Source organism: Streptomyces sp. NPDC048479, from assembly GCF_040651435.1.
Taxonomy (GTDB): domain Bacteria; phylum Actinomycetota; class Actinomycetes; order Streptomycetales; family Streptomycetaceae; genus Streptomyces.
Genome location: NZ_JBEZKA010000013.1, coordinates 32,028 through 49,869, shown reverse-complemented (window position 1 = coordinate 49,869; position 17,842 = coordinate 32,028). Strand labels below are relative to the sequence as shown.

12 protein-coding genes are annotated in these 17,842 nt (G+C 69.3%); 6 read left to right on the top strand and 6 right to left on the bottom strand.

Annotated features, from left to right (window positions below; genetic code table 11):
• Positions 1-10: 10 nt before the first annotated feature.
• Complete coding sequence (locus tag AB0D12_RS21045; RefSeq protein WP_362684808.1) at positions 11-1,855, bottom strand: serine hydrolase; 1,845 nt, start codon at positions 1,853-1,855, stop codon at positions 11-13.
• Positions 1,856-2,006: 151 nt separating this feature from the next.
• Here AB0D12_RS21045 and AB0D12_RS21040 point away from each other — a divergent pair, with 151 nt between their 5' ends.
• The gene (locus tag AB0D12_RS21040; protein ID WP_362684805.1) at positions 2,007-3,116 is read left to right on the top strand and encodes a nitronate monooxygenase family protein; all 1,110 of its coding nucleotides are present in this window, start codon (positions 2,007-2,009) and stop codon (positions 3,114-3,116) included.
• Entirely contained in the window at positions 3,113-4,717 is a 1,605-nt protein-coding gene (locus AB0D12_RS21035) for an acyl-CoA synthetase (protein ID WP_362684802.1), read from the top strand. Before AB0D12_RS21040 ends, AB0D12_RS21035 begins: the two co-directional genes overlap by 4 nt.
• Positions 4,718-4,856: 139 nt before the next feature.
• Here the strand turns inward: AB0D12_RS21035 and AB0D12_RS21030 are convergent, their stop codons facing one another.
• Positions 4,857-7,295, bottom strand: coding sequence for a penicillin acylase family protein (locus AB0D12_RS21030; RefSeq protein ID WP_362684799.1), 2,439 nt, complete (start codon positions 7,293-7,295; stop codon positions 4,857-4,859).
• Between the two features lie 84 nt (positions 7,296-7,379).
• On the opposite strand from AB0D12_RS21030, the gene AB0D12_RS21025 reads away from it, so the two are divergent.
• Positions 7,380-8,882 (top strand): acyl-CoA synthetase, encoded by a 1,503-nt coding sequence (locus AB0D12_RS21025; protein ID WP_362684796.1) that lies wholly within the window; start codon positions 7,380-7,382, stop codon positions 8,880-8,882.
• On the opposite strand, the gene paaK is transcribed toward AB0D12_RS21025, so the two are convergent.
• Positions 8,869-10,155, bottom strand: coding sequence for a phenylacetate--CoA ligase PaaK (gene paaK, locus AB0D12_RS21020; protein WP_362684793.1), 1,287 nt, complete (start codon positions 10,153-10,155; stop codon positions 8,869-8,871). The two genes, AB0D12_RS21025 and paaK, sit on opposite strands and share 14 nt — an antisense overlap.
• 322 nt (positions 10,156-10,477) lie before the next feature.
• Here paaK and AB0D12_RS21015 point away from each other — a divergent pair, with 322 nt between their 5' ends.
• Positions 10,478-11,014 carry a VOC family protein gene (locus AB0D12_RS21015; protein WP_362684790.1) on the top strand — a complete coding sequence of 179 codons (537 nt, stop codon included), beginning with the start codon at positions 10,478-10,480 and terminating at the stop codon, positions 11,012-11,014.
• 89 nt (positions 11,015-11,103) lie between these two features.
• Here AB0D12_RS21015 and AB0D12_RS21010 read toward each other — a convergent pair whose 3' ends face one another.
• The gene (locus AB0D12_RS21010) at positions 11,104-12,489 is read right to left on the bottom strand and encodes an FAD-binding oxidoreductase (protein WP_362685186.1); all 1,386 of its coding nucleotides are present in this window, start codon (positions 12,487-12,489) and stop codon (positions 11,104-11,106) included.
• Between the two features lie 149 nt (positions 12,490-12,638).
• Entirely contained in the window at positions 12,639-14,318 is a 1,680-nt protein-coding gene (locus AB0D12_RS21005) for a helix-turn-helix transcriptional regulator (RefSeq protein ID WP_362684787.1), read from the bottom strand.
• A gap of 252 nt (positions 14,319-14,570) precedes the next feature.
• On the opposite strand from AB0D12_RS21005, the gene AB0D12_RS21000 reads away from it, so the two are divergent.
• Complete coding sequence (locus tag AB0D12_RS21000) at positions 14,571-15,152, top strand: chorismate mutase (RefSeq protein WP_362684784.1); 582 nt, start codon at positions 14,571-14,573, stop codon at positions 15,150-15,152.
• A gap of 51 nt (positions 15,153-15,203) precedes the next feature.
• Here AB0D12_RS21000 and AB0D12_RS20995 read toward each other — a convergent pair whose 3' ends face one another.
• The gene (locus AB0D12_RS20995) at positions 15,204-16,826 is read right to left on the bottom strand and encodes an acyl-CoA synthetase (protein ID WP_362684781.1); all 1,623 of its coding nucleotides are present in this window, start codon (positions 16,824-16,826) and stop codon (positions 15,204-15,206) included.
• A 178-nt stretch (positions 16,827-17,004) separates the two neighbouring features.
• Here AB0D12_RS20995 and AB0D12_RS20990 point away from each other — a divergent pair, with 178 nt between their 5' ends.
• Positions 17,005-17,829, top strand: a complete 825-nt coding sequence (locus AB0D12_RS20990) for a crotonase/enoyl-CoA hydratase family protein (RefSeq protein ID WP_362684778.1) — start codon at positions 17,005-17,007, stop codon at positions 17,827-17,829.
• Positions 17,830-17,842: the final 13 nt, after the last annotated feature.

The window sequence follows — 17,842 nt, the reverse complement described above, 5'->3', positions numbered from 1 at the left end:
TGATAGTTCGTCAGTCCCGGGACGCCGTCCAGCCGTTCGCCTCGATCAGGGCGGCGTCCGCGGGTCTGCCCTCGTCGAAGACCGGGCGTCCGCGGTCCTCGACGCGGATCGAGTCCACATAGACGCCGCGGCCGACATAGAGCTGGTCGGTCGCATACCGCCAGCGCAGCCGCACCTTGGAACCGCGCCACGCCGACAGGTCCGCGGTCAGCCAGTGCCAGACACGACCGGACCAGCCGGATACCGAGCCCGTCGGGTGCGGCTGCGGCTCGGCCCCCTTGTGTACGGTCGTGAACGGCACCGGCCGCCACGTCGCTCCTTGGTCCGGCGACGCCTCCAGGAACAGCGCGTCCGAGCCCGGCTCGGTGTCCCACCACAGCGAACACCGAAGCCGCGCCCGCTCCGACGCGAGGGCGAGCGGGGGCAGGGCCAGCGTGGCGGCGGTGGAGCCCGCCATGCCGGAGAACCAGGCGGTGCGACCGTGCTCCGGGCGGACGGCGACCGCACGGGCCATGTTGTTGGCGGCGGCGACCCGCGGGGCGCTGCCGGAGCGCCAACCACGCACCGGGTGCACGGAGTTGCCCAGCACGATCAGGAACGAGTCGGTGCTCGGGTCGAGGACCAGACTGGTGCCCGTGAAGCCGGTGTGGCCCGCGGTGCGTGGCGTGGCCATCGCTCCCATGTACCAGTGCTGGTAGAGCTCGAAGCCGAGGCCGTGCTCGTCGCCGGGGAAGGCGGTGTTGAAGTCGGTGAACATCAGCTCCACGGACGACGCGCACAGAATGCGGGAGCGTCCGTAGACACCGCCGTTGAGGAGGGTGCGGGCGAGGATCGCGAGGTCCCAGGCGCAGGAGAAGACTCCGGCATGGCCCGCGACGCCGCCGAAGCTGTACGCGTTCTCGTCGTGCACCTCGCCCCAGACCAGACCGCGGTCGAGCCCCGACCAGGGCAGCCGGGCGTCCTCGGTGGCGGCGATCCTCGGCTTCCATGAGGCGGGCGGGTTGTATCGCGTGCGCTGCATCCCGAGTGGAGCGGTGATCTCGTTTCGGAGCAGTACATCCAGAGTGTGACCGGTGATCTCCTCGAGGATCAGCTGCAGCGAGATCAGATTGAGGTCGGAGTAGAGGTACTTGGTGCCGGGCTGACTGGCCGGTGCCTCGTTCCACAGCAGCCGGAGTTTCCCTTCCCGGGTCGGCTCCTTGTACAGCGGAATCCAGGCGCGGAATCCGGAGGTGTGTGTCAGCAGCTGGCGCACGGTGATGTCCTGCTTGCCCGCGCCAGCGAAATCCGGGAGGTAGGAGGCGACTTTGGCCTCAAAGCGGAGCGCGCCCCGCTCGATCTGCTGCACGGCGAGGATCGAGGTGAACAGCTTCGAGACGGACGCCAGATCGAAGACGGTGTCCTCGGCCATCGAGATCTGCCGGTCCGCCGGGAACTCCACGGCCGTGTCGGTCTTCTCGTCGTAAGCCGAGTAGCGCACCGCCTTGCCGATCGGCTCGTGCAGCGCCACCGTGCCGCCGCGCGCCGCGAGCAGTACGGCACCTGCGTACCAGGGGTACTTGGGGGAGGGGCCGAGGAAGTTCTTCGCTTCGGTGACGAGTTGGTCCAGTCGGCCGGGGAGCAGCCCGGCCCGCTCGGCGGAACCGCGCCGCAGCGTCGGCCGCGCGGAACCGTGACCGGAGCGCGAGCCGCCACCGGGGCCGGAGCCCGAGCCGCCACCCGGGCCCGACGCCTCCGACGCCCCCGACGCCTCAGCGAAAGGAATCGGCGCCAGCGCGAGCGCCCCGCCCAGCGCCAGGGCCCCGCTGCCCAGCCTCCGCCGGCTGATCCCTCTGCCCGCTGCGTCCTCTGTCATACGGAACCCTCTCCTGAAAGTATCTTTCGGGATCTCGATCAGCAGTGAAACTTTCTTGCGAGGTCCTGGTGCTGTCAACCACCTCAAAGAATCTGACACAGCATCAGAAAATCTCTTCCTTCGTCTGCCGGGCTGCGGCATCCTGCCGCCCATGGAGACGGAGCTGAGCAAGAGACTGGGGATCGAGCACGCCATCTTCGGCTTCACGCCGTTCCCCGCGGTGGCCGCCGCCATCACCCGGGCGGGCGGTTTCGGCGTGCTCGGCGCGGTCCGCTACACCGCGCCCGACGATCTCAAACGCGACCTCGACTGGCTGCACGAGCACACCGACGGCAAGCCCTACGGCCTCGATGTCGTCATGCCCGCCAAAAAGGTCGAGGGCGTGAGCGAGGCCGACGTCGAGGCGATGATCCCCGAAGGGCACCGGCAGTTCGTCAGAGACACCCTCGCCAAGCACGGGGTCCCCGAACTCCCCGAGGGTGAGGCCTCCGGCTGGCGCATCACCGGCTGGATGGAGCAGGTCGCCCGCAATCAGCTCGACGTCGCCTTCGACTATCCGATCAAGCTGCTCGCCAACGCGCTCGGCTCACCGCCCGTCGATGTCGTACAGCGCGCCCACGAGCACGGCGTCCTGGTCGCGGCCCTCGCCGGGAGCGCCAGGCACGCCAGGCACCACGCCGATGCGGGTATCGACATCGTCGTCGCGCAGGGCTACGAAGCGGGCGGACACACCGGCGAAATCGCCTCCATGGTGCTCGTCCCCGAGGTCGTCGAGGCCGTGAACCCCCTTCCCGTACTGGCCGCCGGCGGCATCGGCAGCGGCGAACAGATCGCCGCCGGACTCGCACTCGGCGCGCAGGGCGCCTGGCTCGGCTCGCTCTGGCTCACCACCACGGAGGCGGACCTCCACTCCCGCGCACTGACCGCCAAACTCCTCGCGGCGGGCTCCGGCGACACCGTCCGCTCCCGCGCCCTGACCGGCAAACCCGCCCGCCAGCTGCGCACCGAGTGGACCGATGCCTGGGACGACCCGAGCGGTCCCGGCACCCTCCCCATGCCGTTGCAGGGGCTGCTCGTGGCCGACGCCGTCTCCCGTATCCAGAAGTACGAAGTGGCCCCGCTGCTCGGCACACCCGTGGGCCAGATCGTCGGCCGGATGAACTCCGAGCGCACCGTCCTGCAGGTCTTCGACGAGCTGACCAGCGGCTTCGAGTGCGCCGTCGACCGCATCAACCGCATCGCCGGAAGGAGCCAGTCATGACCGAACGGGCAGGGGGATCCCCCCGGACGGAGTCTGGGGGAGGATTCTGGGCCCTGGCGGCCGCGGACCCGGAGCGTACGGTCCTGATCGCACCGCACGGCGAGGCATGGACCGCCGGCCGGCTGCACGCCGCCGTCAACCAGCTCGTCCACGGACTGCGCGCGGCCGGACTGGAGAAGGGCGACGCCTTCGCCGTCGTCCTGGCCAACGGCGTAGAGCTCGTCACCGCGTATCTCGCCGCATCCCAGGCCGGTCTTTATCTGGTGCCCGTCAACCACCATCTCGTCGGACCCGAGATCGCCTGGATCGTCTCCGACTCCGGCGCCAAGGTGCTCATCGCGCACGAGCGGTTCGCGGCCGCCGCGACGGCCGCCGCCGACGAGGCGAAGCTGCCCGCGAGCCACCGCTACGCCGTGGGCGGCATCGGTGGCATCAGTGGCATCAGTGGCATCGGCGGCTTCCGCCCGTACGCCGAACTCCTCGACGGACAGCCCGAGTCCGTGCCCGAGGAGCGTGCGCTCGGCTGGGTCATGAACTACACCTCCGGCACCACCGGCAGGCCGCGCGGTATCCGTCGGCCACTGTCGGGAAAGCTCCCCGAGGAGACGTATCTCGGCGGCTTCCTCGGGATCTTCGGCATCAAGCCGTTCGACGACAATGTGCACCTGGTCTGTTCGCCGCTCTACCACACCGCCGTACTCCAGTTCGCGGGCGCCGCCCTGCACATCGGCCATCAGCTCGTACTGATGGACAAGTGGACGCCCGAGGAGATGCTGCGCCTCATCGACGCCCACCGGTGCACCCACACCCACATGGTCCCGACGCAGTTCCACCGGCTGCTCGCGCTGCCGGACGCGGTGAAGGAGCGCTATGACGTGAGCTCCATGCGGCACGCCATCCATGGCGCTGCCCCCTGCCCCGACCACGTCAAGCGGGCGATGATCGACTGGTGGGGCAACTGCGTCGAGGAGTACTACGCGGCCAGCGAGGGCGGCGGCGCGTTCGCGACCGCCGAGGACTGGCTGAAGAAGCCCGGCACCGTCGGCAAGGCCTGGCCCATCAGCGAACTCGCCGTCTTCGACGACGACGGCAACAGGCTCCCGCCCGGCGAACTGGGCACCGTCTACATGAAGATGAGCACCGGGAGCTTCAGCTACCACAAGGACGAGGCCAAGACGCGGAAGAACCGTATCGGCGACTTCTTCACCGTCGGGGACCTCGGGATCCTCGACGAGGACGGCTATCTCTTTCTCCGCGACCGCAAGATCGACGTGATCATCTCGGGCGGTGTCAATATCTATCCGGCCGAGATCGAGGCTGCGCTGCTCACCCATCCCGCCGTCGCCGACGCGGCCGCCTTCGGTATCCCGCACGCCGACTGGGGCGAGGAGGTCAAGGCGGTCGTCGAGGCCGCCGACGGCCGGCAGCCGGGTGACGCACTGGCGGCCGACATCCTCGCCCACTGCGAGCGGCAACTGGCGGCCTACAAGCGTCCCAAGACGGTGGACTTCATCGAGGCCATGCCGCGCGACCCGAACGGCAAGCTCTACAAGCGACGTCTGCGCGCCCCGTACTGGGAGGGCCACGAACGGTCCATATGAGGCGGAGGGAGGGCAGCAATCATCTCAAGGCCGTGCTGGGCCGGGCCGGGTCACGGTGCTCCAGGCGGGACACATCCGGCGCCTTCCGCCTTCGTGTTCCTCGCCGTGAGCCCGCGGCCCGGCCCGTCGAATCAGTCGGTCACCTGCGCTCGCGCGCCCACACCACCCGCAGCTCCGGCGAGCCCAGGATGTCCCGCTCGCAGAACCTCGATGTCACCCAGCGCTCGCCCGAGAACAGCTCGGTCTGATCGCTGTAGTAGGGGGAGGCGGGGTTCGACGACTGGGAGTAGGTCAGCAGGGTGCGGGCCACCGGGCAGCGCCCGCCGTCCCAGCCGACCGTCTGGATATGGCTCGAACCGGTCACCACTTCGGTGTAGCCACCGCCCGCCGGATTCCACACCGGCTCGACCTTGTTCCAGACGCCGAGACCTTCCGTACCGCCCGGCACCGGGATCCGCTTCCCGTTCCGTACGACGAACTGGTGCTCACCCAGCGGCGCGTCCAGCGGAATACCGGCCGTACGCAGCTCGGCGACCGCCGCTGTCAGGGCCTGCGCGAAGCCGGGCGATGCGGTGTTGAGTGTGTTCGGCGTACGCACCGGATCCGCCGCCGAGAACGGCACCTTCCACAACTGCGCCGTCGGCACCCTCGCCGTGAGCCCCCGCCAGAACCGGTCGAAGAGCAGTGCGCCCCGGCTGCCGGTGTTCATGGTCCGGTCCCACGCCGCCAGCACATCGCAGGCCTGCGCGAGATCGGCGCCCTTGCCGGGCAGCGCCGCGCACGCCTTCGCCGTGTCGGCCGCGGCCAGATCTCCGGCGGGCGCACGGTTCGCGAACTGGTGCTTCTGCAGGTCGGAGACGGTCAGCCGACCCTTGTCCGCCATCGCCGCCACATCCTCGATGCCCCCGCGGGTGCGCAGCGAACGGGGCGTGCCGATGGAGCCGAAGACCCGCTCATAACCGGTCAGCGGGTGGTCGGCATTGGCCAGCCAGGCGCTGTCGTTGGAGTTTTCCGCATACGGCGCGCCCTTCAGCGTCGGCATCTTCGACGGACCGAAGATGCCCGGCTGTACAGCGTCCTTGTCGGCGCCGAGTGCGCAGTCGCCGCGCGAGCCGTCCAGTACGGCAACCCCCGACGCCGGATAGGTCACTTTGCCGAGCGGTGTGGAGCAGCGCTGCGCCAGCTCATCGGTGATCCGCGGCAGCACCTGCGACTGCGAGAAGAGCGTGTGTCCCTTCGAGTCGGCGGCGATCGTGTTCACCCACGGCAGACCCTGAGTGCGCTTCAGCGCCTTCACCATGTCGTCCGTGGAGCGCGCCTTGCCGAAGGCCAGGGCGGTGTCGGAGCCGCGCAGATTGGTGGCGTTGGGGTCGTTGAGCGCGTACGCGGTCGTGGCGGACCAGGGCAGCGGCAGCGTCGGACCGAGCGAGGTGACGACCGGTCCGTACCGCGTCCACCACTGCGTACGGGTCACGGGTGCGCCGTCCTTGACCGGGACGCTCACGGTCCGCTGCGTCATCCGCTCGGGCTTCCCGTCAACCAGATACGCGGTCGGATCGGCCGGATCCAGCGTCAGCTGATGCAGATTCAGCGTGACACCGGTCGCGACAGTATGGCTCCAGGCCACCTTGTCGTTGAAGCCGATGTTGACCACGGCGGTGCCGAGCAGCGAGCTGCCGGAGACATTCAGCTCACCGGGGATGGTCTGCTGCGACTGCCAGAAGCGGCGGCCACCCTGCCACGGGTAGTGCGGATTGCCGATCAGCAGTCCTCGGCCGTTGGCGGTCGTACTGCCGCTGAACGCGACGGCGTTGGAGCCCATGTCGGCGTTCCCGGCGGCGAACAGCTCCCGCGCGGCCTTGGCCGTCCCGGCGGCGTCGGGTGCGCCGACCGGGGCCGTACCGGGCGGCTGCGCCGCGGTGATGCCGTCGATGCCGCGCCCCTGCCCGCCGAGTACCGATACGGCGAAGCCGCGCCGGGCCACGTCGAGCGTGGTCACCGGCCCGACCCAGTCGGCGTTCCTGCAGGCCGGATCGGTGATGCGATGCTGCTTCAGCCAGGCGTTGTAGCCGGCCGCCCAGCCCCGCATCAGTTCCTTGACCTGTCTGCCGGCACCGGCCGGAGCCGGAGTGGCGAGCAGCTTCTCGACGGTGCCCGCGTCCCGTACACCGCGGAAGTAGAGATCGCTGGAGAGGTTCTTCGTCGCCGAGGAGAGCGAGCCGTCCGGGGCCGCGTCCGGGCCGAAGTAGCGCGAGCGCTCGCCTCGTACGGTGAGGAAGCCGTCGGCGAGTACGCACACCTGGTCGGCGGCCTGCGCCCAGCCGCTGCCGAAGCCAAGACTCGCGTAGTCCCTGGCGACAATGTGCGGAATACCGTGCTCGGTGTAGCGGATGACGGCGGACAGACCGCCGCCGGAAGGATGCCGGTCGGGCCGGTCACGGGAATCGGCGGCCGCGGCCGGCGGCAGCACGGCGGCTGCGGTCACCAGGGCTATGCAGGTGAGTGCGAGCCGTCTCAGGCGGGTGCGGAAGAGCAACGTGCCTCCCAACGTGACTGCGGTGAAAGCTGGTTGGTCCATGCAGTCAGCCGGGGCGGGCGGTGTCAACATCCCGTTGGGTATCCAAAACTTGACCGGCCGGTCGCCGCCGCCCAGGATCGCGCCATGACAGCTGTACGCAGCAACACAGTCGACGCCGGTGTGCGAAGCAGCGCACGGCGCACCCCCGACCGCACCGCCGTGCGCTACGCGGACCGGACCTGGAGCTACGCCGAACTCGACGCCGCCGTCACCACGGCGGCGGCCGTCCTGACCGGCCATGGCCTGCGACCGGGGGAGCGGGTCGCCTCCTACGGCCACAACTCCGACGCGTATCTCATCGGCTTCCTCGGCTGCGCCCGTGCGGGGCTCGTCCATGTCCCGGTCAACCAGAACCTCACCGGCGACGACCTCGCGTACATCATCGAGCAGTCGGGCAGCGCTCTCGTCCTCGCCGACCCCGACCTCGCGCCCCGGCTGCCGGCCGGACTGCCCGTCAGGCCGCTGCGCGACGCGGAGGACTCGCTGCTGACCGAGCTGCGTACGCCCCGCAGTTTCGCACCCGAGCGCGAGCCTGGGACCGAGGACCTGGTCCAGCTGCTCTACACCTCCGGCACCACCGCCCTGCCCAAGGGTGCGATGATGACCCACCGGGCGCTCGTCCACGAGTACGTCAGCGCCGTTGCCGCCCTCGATCTGCGGGAGACCGACCGGCCCGTCCACGCGCTGCCGCTCTACCACTCCGCCCAGATGCATGTCTTTCTGCTGCCGTATCTCGCGGTCGGCGCGGAGAACACCATCCTGGACGCGCCCGACGCGACGCGGATCTTCGACCTCGTCGAAGCAGGCCGTGCCGACAGTCTCTTCGCACCGCCCACCGTATGGATCGGCCTGTCGAACCACCCGGAGTTCGCCACCCGCGACCTCGGCGCCCTGCGCAAGGCGTACTACGGCGCGTCGATCATGCCTGTGCCCGTGCTCGAGAGGCTCCGCGAGCGGCTGCCCGGTCTCGGCTTCTACAACTGCTTCGGGCAGAGCGAGATCGGCCCGCTCGCCACCGTTCTCGGCCCGGACGAGCACGAGGGCCGGATGGACTCCTGCGGACGGACCGTCCTTTTCGTGGAGGCGAAGGTCGTCGACGAGAGCGGCAAGGAGGTCGCCGACGGCACGGCCGGTGAGATCGTCTACCGCTCCCCGCAGCTCTGTGAGGGCTACTGGGACAAGCCCGAGGAGACCGAAGAGGCCTTCCGTGACGGCTGGTTCCACTCCGGCGACCTCGCGGTCCGGGACGGCGAGGGGTACTTCACGGTCGTCGACCGGGTGAAGGACGTCATCAACTCCGGGGGAGTACTGGTCGCTTCGCGACAGGTCGAGGACGTCCTCTACACCCATCCCGCCGTCGCGGAGACCGCGGTCATCGGCCTGCCCGACGAACGCTGGATCGAGGCCGTCACCGCCGTTGTCGTCGCGCGCGGTGAGGTGACGGATGCCGAACTCATCGACCACGCACGCGAGAAGCTCGCCCACTTCAAGGCCCCGAAGAAGGTCCTGTTCGTGGACGAGCTGCCGCGCAACGCCAGCGGAAAGATCCTCAAGCGCGAGCTGAGGGACCGCTTCAATTCGTCCTGAGATCCACGATCCGCTTGATCTTGCCCACCGACCGCTCCAGCGTTCCGGGGTCGACCACCTCGACGTCGACCGACACCCCGATGCCGTCCTTCACGGCCGCCGCGACCGCCCGCGCGGCGGCCGCACGCTGCTCGGACGTCGCCTCCGGCCGCGCCTCGGCCCGTACGGTCAGCGCGTCGAGACGGCCCTCACGGGTCAGCCGCAGCTGGAAATGCGGGGCGACATGCGGCGTACGCAGCACGATCTCCTCGATCTGGGTCGGGAAGAGGTTCACTCCGCGCAGGATCACCATGTCGTCGCTGCGCCCGGTCACCTTCTCCATCCGCCGGAAGACCCGGGCCGTACCCGGCAGCAGCCGCGTCAGGTCCCGCGTCCGGTACCGGATCACCGGCATGGCCTCCTTGGTGAGCGAGGTGAAGACCAGCTCACCGGAGTCTCCGTCCGGCAGCACCTCACCGGTGAAGGGATCGACGACCTCCGGGTAGAAATGGTCCTCCCAGATGTGCAGCCCGTCCTTGGTCTCCACACACTCCTGCGCCACGCCCGGCCCCATCACCTCCGACAGGCCGTATATGTCGACGGCGTCGATCGCGAACCGCTCCTCGATCTCGCTCCGCATCTCCTCCGTCCACGGCTCCGCGCCGAAGATCCCGACCTTGAGAGAGGTGGTACGCGGATCGACGCCCTGCCGCTCGAACTCGTCGAGGATGGTGAGCATGTACGAAGGGGTGACCATGATGATCTCGGGCCGGAAGTCCTGGATCAACTGCACCTGGCGCGAGGTCATGCCGCCGGAGGCCGGGATGACCGTGCAGCCGAGGCGCTCGGCGCCGTAGTGCGCGCCGAGGCCGCCGGTGAACAGCCCGTATCCGTACGCCACATGGACCTTGTGGCCGGGCCGGCCACCTGCGGCGCGGATCGAACGGGCCACCACGTCCGCCCAGGTGTCCAGATCGCGCTCGGTGTAACCGACGACCGTCGGACGGCCCGTCGTCCCGCTGGAGGCATGGATCCGCCGCACTTCGGACTGCTCCACCGCGAACATCCCGAACGGATAGTTGTCCCGCAGATCGGTCTTGGCGGTGAACGGGAAGCGGGACAGATCGGCGAGCGTGCGGCAGTCCTCGGGACGAAGCCCCGCCTTGTCGAAGGCCGACCGGTAGAAGCCGACGTTCTCGTACGCATGGCGCAAGGTCGCCCGCAGCCGCTCGAGCTGCAGTGCCTCGAGCTCCTCGCGACTGAGCCGCTCCGCCGCATCCAGCAGGTCCGTCATTCGGATACTCCCGTCCCAACCGGACGACCGATCATTCGGTCGTGCTGTTTCGGGATCAGTAATCCAGCCCGTCCCGTCTCCTGGCAAGGGGTTGATTCCCAGAAATCTCGGGCCCCGCACGATGCGCTCCGGGTGGGTCCATCGCTGGGCCGTCGATCCAGGTCGTCGTAGAGCCGGGTGGCGGCCACTTCCCCTGGCTCGACGATCCGGACTGGTGCGTACGGACGGTTGTCGGCTTCCTGTCGCGGTGAGCCGCTGGTGAGGGGGAAGATGCCGGGGTAGTAGTTGAATCCCGCAAACAACCGCCGAGAAGGAGACCATGATGCCTCAGCCCGAGGGCGCCGAGCTCGACGCCGTACTCGCCCGCAGGGAGAAGCTGCGGCAGCGCTATCTACGCCCGATCACCGACCGGCCCCCGACCACCGCCCGCGGCATCCACCACGTGGCCTTCATCTGTCGCGACGTCGAGAAGACCATCCGTTTCTACCAGGAGTTCCTGGGCTTCCCGCTGGTCGAGATCGTGGAGAACCGCGACTACCGCGGCTCCACCCATTTCTTCTTCGACATCGGCCACGGCAATCTGCTGGGCTTCTTCGACTTCCCCGGCCACGCACACCCGCCCCTCAAGGAGACCATCGGCGGGGTGCAGCATCTCGCCCTGTCGGTGAGCGCGGCGCAGTACGACGCGGCCCGCGAGGCGATGGACGGGGCGGGCATCGAGTATCTCGGCCCCGACCGCGGGGTCGAGGACAGTCTGTACATCCGCGACCCCAACGGCGTGCCGCTCGAGCTGTACCGGGAGCAGCTCGGCGTCTTCAACGGCGAGCGCATCGTCGGCCCGGCCGACGACGAGGGCTGACGCCGAGGGCCGGCTCAGATCAGGACCCGTACAGAGCGGTCCGGAGGCGGGCCATGCGATGTCCGCCCGTGGCGGGCTGCGGTTGCTTGTCAGGGCGCGATGTTGTGGTTCAAGCGGAACAGGTTGCCCGGGTCGTAGCGCCGTTTTATCGCCGTCAGACGGTCGTAATTCTGCCGGTAGTTGGTCCGGACGCGGTCCTGGTCGTCGTGGTCCATGAAGTTCACGTAGCCGCCCTCCGCGGAGTACGGCTGGAGCGCCGTGAAAAATCTGCGTACCCAGTCCTTCTGCACCTCGCAGTCTTCGCGGGTGGTGAGGGTCGGGCTGAGCGCGGTTGAGAAGTCGACGTCCCGGTAGGAGAACGCGGTCTCCTCGGGTCCGACCCTGTGGCAGGCGCCGTCGATGGGGAACACCACCGTCGCGCTCTGGATGGAGGGGGTCGTGGCGCCGTGCTCGACGTACGCGTCGATGGCCCCGTCCGGCAGGCCCTGGCTGAAGGTGCCTTTCCAGTAGTGGAAGAGACCCGCGGGCACCAGTTCGTCGAAGAGGGTGTTGATCATTGGGTAGGGCATGCGCTCCACGTGCTGCCCCACCACCGGTCCGAGCCCGGCGAGACGGGCACGGACCTGGTCGTCCTGGTCTTCCGGCCCGGTCCAGCAGGTGATCACCCCGCAGAGCGGCCGCCCGTGCCAGCGCTCGGGCAGGAACGGGAGCGGCGGGCCGAGCCCGACGATGAGCAAGGCGCCGAGCTCCTCGTCGGAGTCGGCGATCAGCTCCCGGTACCGACGGATCACGTCGCCGTCGAGCGGATAGAACGTCGGCCCGCCGAGGATGTCGGCCACAGGGTGCAGCCGGTACGCGAAGGACGTGACGACCCCGAAGTTTCCGCCGCCACCGCGCACCGCCCACATCAGGTCGGCGTTGTGCTCCTCCGTGCAGGTCAGGAAGGATCCATCGGCCGTGATCACGTCGACCGAGACGAGGTTGTCGCAGGCCAGACCACAGCGGCGGGTCAGATAACCCATGCCCCCGCCCGTGGTCAGACCGCCGACGCCGGTGGTGGAGACGATCCCGCCCGTGGTGGCCAGACCGAAGGCGTGGGTGGCGTGGTTGACGTCGGCCCAGGTGCAACCGCCATCTGCCCTTGCCGTACGTGCCTCGGCATCGACTCGAGTCCCGCGCATCCGTCCGAGGTCGAGTACGACACCGTCGTCGCAGGTCCCGTAGCCGGGGACGCTGTGGCTGCCGCCGCGAACCGCAAGCGGCAGCCGCTGCTCGCGAGCGAAATCGACTGTGGCGATGACATCGCCCGCGTCGACGGCCCTGACGATGATCGCCGGCCGCTTGTCGTGCATGGCGTTGTAGACCTTGCGGGCGTCGTCATAGCCGGGGTCGCCGGGTTCGACGATGTCGCCGTGTACGGCTCCGCGCAGCCGCTCCAACAGCTGCACGTCCAGTGCTGATGTGTGGGTGGTCATGATCGCCACCGGCTTTCCGCGACTTCGGGGAACGGGTACGGGACCGTTGTAGGCACGCGGTCGGGCGTTACTCATCGTCGGAACCGCTCATTTCGCCGGAGCGGGCATGGGCAGAACAGCCCATACGTACCCGGAGCGGGTACGCGGGATCACGCGAGGCCGTGCGTGTACGCGTACGCCGTTGCCGCTGCACGTGAGGACACGTCGAGCTTGGCGAAGATGTTGTTGAGGTGCCGGGCGACGGTGTGCTCGCTGATCAACAGTTCTGCGGCGACGGACCGGTTCGTCCCGCCCGCGGCGACCAGCCGCAGCACCTGGATCTCCCGCTCGGTGAGCTCGCCCGGCTGCCGGTGGTACAGGCTGCTGAGCAGGGCCGCCGCCCGCCGCGCGTCCGGCGTGGCGCCCAGCCGTTCGAAGGCTGCCCGTGCGGCCCGCAGTTCCAGCCGGGCACCCTCGTCGTCGCCCGCGGCCCGGTCGGCGGCGGCCAGGGTCATCCGGACCTGAGCCGCCTCGTACGGGACGCCCAGTTCCAGCCACAGCGACAGCGACCGGCGCAGAAGGGGAAGCGCACGTTCGAGGTCACGGTCGGCGAATGCCACCGCACCGCCCGCCGCCGCGGCGATCGCATGCAGCATGGTCGTCGTGGACTGGCGCCGCTGCTGCCACTCGCGCGCGATGGATTCCAGTTCGTCCGCCGCCATACGGGCCTGGTCGAACTGTCTGAGGGAGAGCGAGACCTCGACCTGGCCCGCGAGCAGCCGGCAGCGCCCGAGACGGTCGGGCCGCCCATTGCCACCGTCCTCGTCCGCCAGCGCCAGCCGCAGAGCTGCGGCGGAGGAGTCGGCCTTGCCCTGGGCCAGGCGCAGCAGCGCGAGGCCCGGCTGGGGGTCACGGCCGAGCTCGTGGGCGCGGGCGTACGATGCCTCGGCCGCGGCCAGGTCGCCGCGCCGACGATGGATACCTCCGGCCAGGTAGAACGCCTCCGCAGCCATCCGCCCCTCGTAGGGCAGCAGCTCTCTGCAGGTCAGGGCGGCCTCGGTCGCGGCCTGGGGCCAGTCACCGCACAGCTCGAGCACCTCCACCCGGTGCACCCGGCACAGACCCCGGAAGTTGTTCTCCTCGGGCATCGACGCACACCAGGCCATGGCCGCGTCGGTCCACTCGACGGCCCGTTCCAGGTCGGCGGAGTACATACACTCCTGAAGGCCCAGGCAGTAGATCCACCCGGTGAACAACGAGCTGAGCTCGCCCGCCATGGTCGAGCACATGGCGTCATCGAGCAGTGCGAGCCCGTCGGCGATCCGTCCCTGCGCCAGCAGTACGCCCGCCTGCGCCTGGGTGCTCATGGCGAGGAGATCCGGGCTGCCGCAGCGCTGCGCGATACCACCCATGCGGCGGGCACAGGCCATGGCCTCGTCGAACGCGCCACGCTGCTTTGCCTCCTCTGACTCGACCCAGGCGAGATAGCAGTGCTCGACGCACTCGGGCTCGCCGCTGAGGTGCTGCCGCGCCCGGCTCAGCCAGCCCGCGGCCGCGGCTGTACGCCCCGCCAGCTGATACTCGTAGAAGAGCATCCACGCGGTGAATCCGGCCTGCCGTGCGTTGCCCGCCGTCACATAGCCGGAGTAGGCCTTGATCCTGGCTGCGATCGATTCCTCGACGCGGCTGGTCCACCAGGCGGCGTCGGCGAGTACGGCGAGATCGTCGGGGGCCATGCGGCCGGGGTCGAGGTCGCGCAGGGCGCCATACACGTCGGCCCACGCCTCGCGGGCGGCGGCGTCCCTCGCCTGCTTGATCGCTTGATCGGTACCGGTGGTCTGCTCAGCCACGCGGCGGCTCCCTTCCCGCTCTCCGCGAGCCGGACCGCCCCTCACCAGGATAGGAGCGAGCGGCTCCGGTGGGCGCGGCAGATATGCCGCATCGATTGAGAGCCCGGCTTCGGCACGCCGGGGCACCTTTGCGCGCGCCTGCCCCGGCAGCCGGCCCTGCCGCGTACGATCAACGGCGATTCATCGATCCGAGAAGGGGAGCGCGTGCAACTGAGTATGTCCATAAGGTGTTTGACGGCCGCGGGTGCCGCCATGACCGTGCTGCTCACGGGGGCGGGCACGGCCTCCGCCGCCCCCGCCGCGCCTCAGGCGTCGGCCTCGGTCCCTGCGGCCGCTGTACGTTCCGGCTCGTACGCAGGCCTGTACGCGATCGCTGATCTCTCCGCCCAGCGGCTCACCACCGCCGATCTGGTCGCCGCGGCCAAATACGGCACAGGCAGTCCCATCGACGACCCGGCCCGGGAGAAGCAGGTCCTCGACAGCGTGACGCAGCAGGCCCGCGATCTCGGTGCGGACCCCGGGGCGACGGTACGGATCTTCCGCGACCAGATCGAGGCCAACAAGCTTGTCCAGCGAGCCCTGTTCCGCCGCTGGGACGCGGATCCTTCGCAGGCCCCGACGGAACGGCCCGACCTCGCTGAGGTACGCAAGGAGATCAACCGCATCAATGCCGCTCTCGTCCGGAGCATCGCCGAGTCCGCCTCGGCCCGGCCGGCTCCGTACTGCGACGGCCTGCTGATCGCCTCGGCAGCACACGTACGGCACGAGCGGCAGCTCGACGCGCTTCACACGGTGGCGCTGGCCCGCTCGCTGCGGTCCGTCTGCGGCGACTGACCTGGGTTCGCGAGTCCGGCAGCCCCGGGCGCGCGACGGCGGGCCGGAAGGTCATTGCGCGGCCGACTCCACCGCGATCGTCCGGGCCCAGCGGTAGTCCGCCTTGCCGCTCGGCGAGCGCTGTATCTCCTGCGCGATCACCAGCTGCCGCGGGATCTTGTAGCCGGCGAGCCGGGTGCGGCAGTGCGACTGGATGTCGTCCAGCGTCGGTGTGAGCGCGCCGTCGCGGACCTGCACCACGGCCGCCACATGGTTGCCCCACCTGGTGTCCGGCACCCCGGCGACCAGCGCGTCGTACACGTCCGGATGCGACTTGAGCGCCTGCTCGACCTCCTCCGGATACACCTTCTCGCCACCGGTGTTGATGCACTGCGAGCCGCGGCCGAGAACGGTGACGATGCCCTCCTCGTCGACCGTTGCCATGTCGCCGAGCAGCACCCACCGCTCGTCGCCGCGCTGGAAGAAGGTCTCGGCGGTCTTCTCCGGGTCGTTGTAGTAGCCGAGCGGGACGTGTCCGCGCTGGGCGACGCGGCCCGGCTCGCCCGGCTTCACCGGTTCGTACGTGGCCGGGTCGACCACCGTCGTACGGGCGTTGACCCGCAGTCTGAAGCCCTTCTCCGGTCCTGAGTCGTCGGTCGCGGTGCCGTTGAAGCCGGACTCCGACGAGCCGAAGTTGTTCAGCAGCATCACATGCGGCACCAGCGCAGCGAACTGCGCGCGCACGGTATCCGACATGATCGCGCCGGAGCTCGAGACGCTGAACACCGAGGAGAAGTCGGTGCCCTTGAGCGGCCCCGAAAGCGCGTCGATCAACGGCCTCAGCATCGCGTCGCCGACCAGCGACACGCTGGTGACCTTCTCCCTCTCGATCGTGCGGAGCACTTCTTCCGGCACGAACTTGCGGTGGATGACGATCCGTTGGCCGAAGTTGAAGGCGATGAAAGCGGTGAGGGTGGAGGTGCCGTGCATCAGCGGCGGAGTGGGGAAGAAGGTGATGCCGTCACCGCCCGCGGCCACCCGCTCGGCAAGCTCCTCGGGTGCGGCAACCGGCTCGCCCGTCGGTGCGCCGCCGCCGAGCCCGGCGAAGAACAGGTCCTCCTGGCGCCACATCACGCCCTTGGGCATACCGGTGGTGCCGCCGGTGTAGATGATGAACTGGTCGTCCGCGGAGCGTGCCCCAAAGCCGCGCTCGGGTGAGGCGGCAGCCTCGGCCTCCGTGAAGGCGACGGTGGACAGCCGCGGCGAGCCGTCCGGCGGCGTACCCACGCGCACCACATGCCTCAGCTTCGGCGTCTGCGGCAACGTGGCCGCGACCCGCTCGGTGAACTCCGCGTCGAAGACGAGCGCGGCGAGATCGGCGTCGCGGTAGAGGTAGACCAGCTCCTCCTCCACATACCGGTAGTTGACGTTGACCGGGACGATCCGTGCCTTGAGGCAGCCGAGCACGGTCTGCAGATACTCGATGCCGTTGTAGAGATGCAGGCCGAGATGCTCGCCGGGCTCGATGCCCGCATCGATCAGATGGTGTGCCACGCGATTGGCCGCCGCGTCGAGTTCCGCGTAGCTGAGCCTGCGCTCGGCGCCCGTACCGGGATGGTCGATGTACACGAGCGCCTCGCGGTCCGGCACCACATCGACGACCGATTCGAACAGGTCGGCAAGGTTGTACTCCACCGTTCCTCCTGACCCCCGGCGACACCCGGCGAACTTCGGCTCGGCGGTCATTAGAGCGCCGGTCGGCACAACTGGGAAGGGGTGCCGCAGAAGAAATCTGACTGTCTGTCAGAAAACTATTGAACTGGACCCCGGCCTACTGCAACCTGTTCTAGGTCTTGAGACGGGAGGTCTGCACATGGGACAACACGGTGGTACCGAACACGGTGGTACCGAACACCTCACCGTGCAGCGCGAAGGCGCCACGCTGGTGCTCACCTTGAACAGGCCCGAGGCGAAGAACGCGCTCTCGATGCCGATGCTGGTCGGTCTGCACGACGGCTGGCTGGAGGCGGACGAGGACGACGCGATCCGCTCCATCGTGCTGACGGGCGCGGGCGGCTCCTTCTGCGCCGGCATGGATCTGAAGGCCCTCGCGGGCAGGGGGATGGAAGGAGAGCACTACCGGGACCGGATGAACGCCGACCCGGATCTGCACTGGAAGGCGATGCTGCGCCATCACCGGCCCCGTAAACCGGTGATCGCCGCCGTCGAGGGGTACTGCGTCGCCGGCGGCACCGAGATCCTCCAGGGCACCGACATCCGGGTCGCGGGCGAGAGTGCCACCTTCGGCCTCTTCGAGGTCAAGCGGGGCCTCTTCCCGATCGGTGGCTCGACCGTACGGCTTCAGCGCCAGATACCACGGACGCATGCCCTGGAAATGCTGCTCACCGGCCGCCCGTACAGCGCGCAAGAGGCGCATCGGATCGGACTCATCGGCCATGTCGTCCCCGACGGCACCACGCTGGAGAAAGCCCTCGCCATCGCCGAGCAGATCAACGCCTGCGGACCGCTCGCCGTCGAGGCCGTGAAGGCATCGGTCTACGAGACCGCCGAGCTGACCGAGACCGAGGGCCTGGCCGCCGAGCTGAAACGCGGCTGGCCGATTTTCGACACCGCCGATGCCAAGGAAGGCTCCCGCGCCTTCGCCGAGAAGCGCCCGCCGGTCTTCCGGCGCGCCTGACCAAGGGAGATGC

Coding starts and splice junctions, on each gene's coding strand:
- AB0D12_RS21015 (WP_362684790.1), top strand. CDS start 10,478: ATGCCTCAGCCCGAGGGCGCCGAGCTCGACGCCGTACTCGCCCGCAGG.
- paaK (WP_362684793.1), bottom strand. CDS start 10,155: ATGACGGACCTGCTGGATGCGGCGGAGCGGCTCAGTCGCGAGGAGCTC.
- AB0D12_RS20990 (WP_362684778.1), top strand. CDS start 17,005: ATGGGACAACACGGTGGTACCGAACACGGTGGTACCGAACACCTCACC.
- AB0D12_RS21045 (WP_362684808.1), bottom strand. CDS start 1,855: ATGACAGAGGACGCAGCGGGCAGAGGGATCAGCCGGCGGAGGCTGGGC.
- AB0D12_RS21010 (WP_362685186.1), bottom strand. CDS start 12,489: ATGACCACCCACACATCAGCACTGGACGTGCAGCTGTTGGAGCGGCTG.
- AB0D12_RS21040 (WP_362684805.1), top strand. CDS start 2,007: ATGGAGACGGAGCTGAGCAAGAGACTGGGGATCGAGCACGCCATCTTC.
- AB0D12_RS21030 (WP_362684799.1), bottom strand. CDS start 7,295: ATGGACCAACCAGCTTTCACCGCAGTCACGTTGGGAGGCACGTTGCTC.
- AB0D12_RS21035 (WP_362684802.1), top strand. CDS start 3,113: ATGACCGAACGGGCAGGGGGATCCCCCCGGACGGAGTCTGGGGGAGGA.
- AB0D12_RS21000 (WP_362684784.1), top strand. CDS start 14,571: ATGACCGTGCTGCTCACGGGGGCGGGCACGGCCTCCGCCGCCCCCGCC.
- AB0D12_RS21025 (WP_362684796.1), top strand. CDS start 7,380: ATGACAGCTGTACGCAGCAACACAGTCGACGCCGGTGTGCGAAGCAGC.